Raw genomic sequence first — 6,257 nt, forward strand, 5'->3', positions numbered from 1 at the left:
CGATGCGTGCGGCCGTACGTATTCTGGTGACCCTGTGTGTGGTGGCCCTGGCCGTGTTGGCCGGCTACCAGCTGTGGCAGTACTACATGCTCACCCCATGGACGCGCGATGCCCGTGTGCGCGCCGATGTGGTGGTGATTGCGCCTGACGTGTCTGGCTGGGTTCGCGAACTCAAGGTTCATGACAACCAGCAGGTCAAGGCTGGCGACCTGTTGATGAGCATTGACCGCGAGCGCTTCCAGGCCGCGTTCGATCAGGCCAGCGCGGTGACCGAGACCCGCGCCCAGCAATTGCGCTTGCGCGAGCGTGAAGCAGCCCGGCGTACTGCCTTGGGGCCAGAGGCGATCAGTGCCGAGTTGCGTGAAAACGCCCAGATCAATGCCGCCATCGCGCGTGGCGAGTTGCATGAGGCCGAGGCGCAGTTGCAGGTGGCCAAGATCAACCTGGCGCGCAGTGAGGTGCGGGCACCGCGCAGCGGGCATATCACCAATCTGCGTCTGGCCGAAGGCAATTATGTGAACACCGGGGAATCGGTGATGGCGCTGGTGGATGATTCGACGTTCTACATCCAGGCCTATTTCGAGGAAACCAAGCTGCCGCGCATTCGCGTTGGGGACACTGTGAAGGTGTGGCTGATGGGCACGGGTGAACCGATGCAGGGGCACGTGGAGAGCATCAGCCGCGGCATCACCGACCGCAACAGCAACCCGGACAGCCAGTTGCTGCCGGAGGTAGAGCCGACCTTCAACTGGGTACGACTGGCCCAGCGCATACCTGTGAGGATTCGCCTGGATCAGGTGCCGGAAGGGCTGACCTTGAGTGCGGGTATGACGGCGAGTGTGCAAGTGCATGAGGACCGCGACCCGCAGTGATGGTGCTGCCCAATAGACAGAGATGTAACGGTCGAAGCGGTACAGCCGGGTCGTGTGGTGAAGGCAGTACAGCTTGAGTTCGTCGACGACGTTGGGCTGGCACGAAAAAATTTGGCGAACGGCCCGCCAGTTGCGTTAGGCTGCCGCTGTGAGTTGCCCGACAGAGGCAACCCTTCTTCCGCCAGGCGTGCGTATCTTCCGATTTCATTGCGAGGTTACGTCATGGCCATCACTTCCCAGGATATCTGCAACGCCGCCGATCAGCTAAAGGGCTTTGTCGGTTTTCACGGCAAGCGCGGTGTTCATATCGTGCGTTTCTCCGAGGACGCGTTCGGCATGGACGTGGCCGACGCCAGTATCACCCCCTGCAGCGAGTTTGTCTGGCGGCCCGAGCAAGGGCAGCGCATGGCGTTGTGCCGCGAACGGCTGTCGCTGTTGCTGGATCAGCATGTGGATGACCGCTTGAACATTGGTGAACCGCTGCGCGCCTACCTGCGCCGCTGTGATCTGCCCGAAATCGTGGCGCAGCGCAGCCTGCAGCAGCACACCCAGTCTGTTTAGGAGCAAGGCCGCGTCTACAAGGGCTGTGCAGTGCTTTGGGAGGTTTGGTGCAACAACGCCGCCAATCCGGCGCTGTCCAGGGGCATGCTCAGGTAATAGCCTTGCACTTCATGGCAGCGATCGTTTTCCAGCGCCTTGAGTTGATGTTCGCTTTCCACGCCTTCGGCTGTCACTGTCAGCCCCATCGCCTCACCCAGGTTGATGATGGCCTGGACCACAGCGCGGTCGCTGCCGCCGTTGTTGTTCAGGCCGCTGATGAAGCGTTTGTCGATCTTGATGCTGTCGAACGGGTAAGTACGCAGGTAGCCCAACGACGAATAGCCGGTGCCGAAATCATCCATGTTCAGGCGCACCCCTAGCTCCTTGAGCGACAGCATGGTGCCTAGCGCGCCCTCGATGTCGTTGAGCATCACGTTCTCGGTAATCTCCAGTTCCAACCGCTGGGCGGGGAAGGCCGTGTCGAGCAAAATTTCGCGCACGTCGGCTACCACATCGCTGCGCAAGAACTGCGCAGGCGACAGGTTGACCGAAACCAGCACGTCGGCTGGCCAGTCATGGGCAGTGCGGCAAGCTTCGCGAAGCACCCAGCGGCCCAGCGCAACAATGATGTCGCTCTGCTCGGCCAACGGAATGAAGGTGTCCGGCCCCAGTAACCCTTCCTGTGGATGCCGCCAGCGCACCAAGGCCTCGACCGCGACGATACGCAGGTCGTCGAGGCGGTAGCGCGGCTGGTAATGCAACTCGAACTCCTCATTGCGCAGGGCCCGGCGCAGGTCGTTCTCCAGCTGGCGGCGGTACTGGATCTGCTGGTTCATTTCGGCAACGAAGTAGCGCCATGTGTTCTTTCCATCGGCCTTGGCCTGGTACAGGGCGATGTCGGCGCAGCGGATCAGCTCACCTGCATCGAAGCCCTGGTTACGCGTCTGGGCAACGCCAATGCTGGCACCGATGTGCAGCGGCTGGCTTTCGAAGACGATGGGTTGCTGCAGCAGGCCGATCAGGCGCGCACAGAAGCGGTCGATCTCGCTGCTGTTGTCCATGCCGCTGAGTACCAGGATGAACTCGTCGCCGCCCAGACGCGCGACCAGGTCGCCATCGCGGGTGGTGTCGCGCAGGCGCGTTGCCACTTCTTGCAGCACGGCATCTCCGGCGGCATGACCGAGCGAGTCGTTGATCGGCTTGAAGTTGTCCAGGTCCAGCAGCAACAAGGTCAGCGGCGGCGAGTCACTGCCGCGCAACAAGGCCTGCTCCAAGTGCCGGGCGAGTTTGTTGCGGTTGGCCAGCCCGGTCAGTGGGTCGTGCAGCGAAAGATGCTGGATGCGCGCGTGGGCGTCGACTTCGTCGGTGATATCACTGGCGGTACCCCGAAAACCGATGGCCTTGCCATCGCGCCAGATAGCGCGGGCGGATATCCGGCAGTAGCGGTTCTGGCCATTCTGGTCGCGGTAAGTGCAGCGCAGGTTGGCCAGTTGCTGCGGGTCGGCGGTTGCCAGGGCGTCGAGCCAAGGTGACAGCGGCGTGGTATCGCAGGCCAGCAACTGGTTGAGCGGGTGGCCCAGCCAGCCGTCTACCGGGTAGCCGGTGACGTTGGCGAAGCGTTGCGACAGGTAGGTCAGGCGTTGTTGCCGGTCGGTTTCCCAGATCCAGTCGGATGCCGACTCGGCCACCGCGCGGAAACGCTGCTCGCTGGCCTCCAGGGCCTGGTTGCTTTGTTGCAGATGCACGAGCGTGAGGCCGATTGCCCGGGAGCTGCGCAAGGCATGACGGAACAGGTACAGCATCACCAGGCCAAGTATCAGTAGTGCGCACAACAGTGCTGGCAATACTGCCCGCAGCATCTGACGCCCCGGCAGTGGGCTGTTCCAGGTCAGATGGTAGCCGGTGTTGCCCAGGTCGATGCGCAGGTGGCTGTGATCCTGCATATCCTCCTTTTCCACGTGCATGCCCGTCAGGCCGGCGCCGTTGCCCAACTGCGCCAGTTTGCTTTCGGTGAGCTGGTCAATGAACAGCATCACTGGCGCTTGGCTCACCTCGCTGTCGGTAACCTCCCGGTCCGGGCGCACGGCTGCTGCACTGAGTGCGGCCGGCCAGCCATTGAACAGCACGAAACGGGTGATCTGCTCGCGTGAAACTGCCGCTGCGCGGGCTTGTTCGATGATCGGTTGCAGCGGTGTGTCTATATAGGTGTTGGCACCTGCCTGGCTGGGCTGGCCTTTGAACAAGGCATAGGTGGTGCGGTCGTTTTCCACTACGAACACCCCTTCGTAGCCGCTGGCGCTGTACAGCGACTCGCCTATGTTTTTTTCCTCGTAGGCCCATTGCCAGTCGGCTTGGCCCGACAAGTGCTCGAAGGCTGCATCCCATACGGCATAGCTGGACAGAAACTGGCGCGAGGCGAGCAGCCGTTGTTCCAGCGCCTGGTTCGCATGGAAGGCGCTACGCTGGCGCTCCTGTTGGTCGAGTGTACTGGCGATATTGAACAGAGCGCCGAGAATGACCAGGCAAGCCAGGCCGAACACTGCGCTGAAACCGGCAATGAGGTGGCGCACCTGAAAGCGCGGTGTGGGGCTAGCGGGTGGAAGCTTGGCGGTCCTGGCCATGCGCGAGCGGCTCCTTCAGGCAACCTCCCGCCAGGCAGTCAGGAAGGAGGTTCAATCAGAATAGGCCAGCCTGAGCGCGGCAGCTTCACTGCGGGCAAAATTGACCTGATCGCGGCCAGCGTGCTTGGCGATGTACAGCGCCTTGTCTGCCTGTTCGAGCCAGTGTTCGGGGGACTCGAGGTTGGCCTCGAAGGGTGACAGGCCGATACTCAGGCTGATGCGCAGGTGCGGTAACTGTGGGTTGCGGTAGCTGGAAACCCGCTCGCGCAGACGCTCCATGACTTGGCAGGCCTGGGCTTCACTGATTTCGGGCAGGATCACGCAGAATTCGTCGCCGCCGTAACGCCCGGCCTGGTCGCCCTCGCGCAAACTGCGCCGCAGCTCAGCGCTGAGCTGGCGCAGTACACAGTCGCCGACCACATGGCCAAAGGTGTCGTTGATGGTCTTGAAGTGATCGATGTCGATCAGGGCAATCACCGCGTGCTCCTGTCGCTGCTTGCACGCCTGGAACTTGAGCTGCAGCAGGTCCTTCCAGGCGCCGTGGTTGAACAGCCCGGTCAGGCTGTCGGTGAGGCTCAGGGCGCTCAGCCGGCGCTTGTGGTCGCCCAGCTTGATCGCAAGCTGGTAGCACACCCAGCCCAAGGCCAGTGGGTACAGCGCCAGCATGGGCAGGCACGCATAGACCTGCAGGGGCGTGGCGATCAATTGCAAGCCAGGGCCAAGCAGCAGGATGGCGGTGAGCATGCCAGCCAGTTGCGCCAGCGCTCCGCGAAAGACCATGCGCTTGCCGCCGGCGGCGACGTTGTTCATCGTCATCATCGACAGCACGGTCACGCTGGGTAGCGGGTTGAAGTGCATGGCGGCAGTCCAGAACCCGCCCATCAGCGAGTCCAGCAGAAGGTTGCGCTGTTCCGCCTGGTAAGGCGTTGTCGAGCGGGCAGCCCACTGGTAGGCCACGTGCGGCCACAGCAAACCATTGAACAGTACTAGCAGCCATGTCCAGGAGGGGGGCGACAGCGGCGCAATCGCCGCCATGACAGTGAACAGGCCGATTCCCAGGCCAATGACCCGCGGCAGGTAGATGCGCTTGACGAATGAAAGCCCTTTGCCGATGCGATTGTCCATAATGCTGATCTTCTTCTGCCGGTGTACCGTTCATCGCATAATTCGGATGAATATTGTTGAACAGTGTTACATCGGCGAGAAATGACCTTACAAGCCAATTCACGGTTGATTCGATCACTGTGGTGGGCCGTCGATAACCAGGCTCAGGTGCGACTGGGCGCGCCGCGGACGGGAGCGGGTTAACCTGGAGTCACCGCATGGCGGGCAGAACGGATGTGTAGCCCTGGCCCATGAGTAAGCAGGGCCAGGGGCATGAGCTCACCGTAGCGACACGCTGAGTATCATTTTGGCTCATGTCTGCTGCGCGCGGACTGGGGCTGGTCGTCGTTCAGAAGCCGCGAGGGTGGTTTGCCACTGTCACTGCGCACTTGCGCATGGCTGATCAAGGCGAAGATGAAACTGCCACCGATGATGTTGCCCGCCAGCGTCGGCAGTGCAAATTCCAGCCAGAAACGGCTCCAGGTTTCGTCGCCAGCCCACACCAGGTAGGACACTTCGACTGACCCCACCACTATATGAGTGAAATCGCCAAGGGCCATCAGGTAGGTGATCATCAGAATGATCCAGATCTTGGCGTGCTCCATTGAAGGGATCATCCAGACCATGGTGGCAATCATCCAGCCTGAGACTATGCCCTTGGCGAACATCTGGCTGATGTCGTTCTTCATTACCTTGCGACCGACCTCCAGGAATGCCACATCGGTCTTGCTGTCGAAGATCGGCAGTTCCAGCATCACCCAGGCTACCAGCAGGGTGCCTGCCAGGTTGCCAAACAACACCACGCCCCAGAGGCGTAGCAGTCGTCCGAAGTTGGCCAGCGTAGGGGCGGTCATGACGGGCAGCACGGCGGTGAGCGTATTTTCGGTGAACAGTTGCTGGCGTGCCAGGATCACGGCAAGAAAGCCCGCACTGTAGCCGATGCTGGCGACCACCTGGGCACCATCGCCTTCCGGCAGGCGGGCGTAGAATAGCCCCATGGCCATCAACGACAGCCCCATGGACAGGCCGGCGGCAAGTGCCGACCACCACAACGCGGCAAGTGTACGTTCCAGCTCCTGGTCGCCCTGGTAGCGAATGATTTCGTGCAGCACTGCCGCCC

5 protein-coding genes (1 of these 5 cut by a window edge) are annotated in these 6,257 nt (G+C 61.8%); 2 read left to right on the forward strand and 3 right to left on the reverse strand.

The genetic code is table 11. The annotated features are described in order from the left end of the window. Positions 1-2: 2 nt before the first annotated feature. Together LMH93_RS06080 and LMH93_RS06085 are read left to right on the forward strand one after the other, a co-directional pair. A complete protein-coding gene (locus LMH93_RS06080; protein ID WP_019750623.1) occupies positions 3-872 on the forward strand; it encodes an efflux RND transporter periplasmic adaptor subunit in 870 nt (289 codons plus the stop codon). Positions 873-1,094: 222 nt separating this feature from the next. Beyond that, complete coding sequence (locus LMH93_RS06085; protein WP_003254855.1) at positions 1,095-1,433, forward strand: DUF2025 family protein; 339 nt, start codon at positions 1,095-1,097, stop codon at positions 1,431-1,433. A gap of 14 nt (positions 1,434-1,447) precedes the next feature. On the opposite strand, the gene LMH93_RS06090 is transcribed toward LMH93_RS06085, so the two are convergent. The 3 genes from LMH93_RS06090 to LMH93_RS06100 all read right to left on the reverse strand — a co-directional run. Beyond that, complete coding sequence (locus LMH93_RS06090; RefSeq protein WP_108191744.1) at positions 1,448-4,033, reverse strand: bifunctional diguanylate cyclase/phosphodiesterase; 2,586 nt, start codon at positions 4,031-4,033, stop codon at positions 1,448-1,450. Between the two features lie 51 nt (positions 4,034-4,084). Further along, positions 4,085-5,158, reverse strand: a complete 1,074-nt coding sequence (locus tag LMH93_RS06095; RefSeq protein ID WP_230064926.1) for a diguanylate cyclase — start codon at positions 5,156-5,158, stop codon at positions 4,085-4,087. Positions 5,159-5,439: 281 nt separating this feature from the next. Beyond that, positions 5,440-6,257: the 3' portion of a formate/nitrite transporter family protein gene (locus LMH93_RS06100; protein ID WP_012051438.1), read on the reverse strand. It continues 79 nt past the right edge of the window; only the last 818 of its 897 coding nucleotides appear in the window; the start codon falls outside the window, past its right edge — the gene reads right to left on this strand; it ends in the stop codon at positions 5,440-5,442.

The sequence above is a fragment of the Pseudomonas sp. CIP-10 genome (assembly GCF_020911845.1).
Classification (GTDB): domain Bacteria; phylum Pseudomonadota; class Gammaproteobacteria; order Pseudomonadales; family Pseudomonadaceae; genus Aquipseudomonas; species Aquipseudomonas alloputida.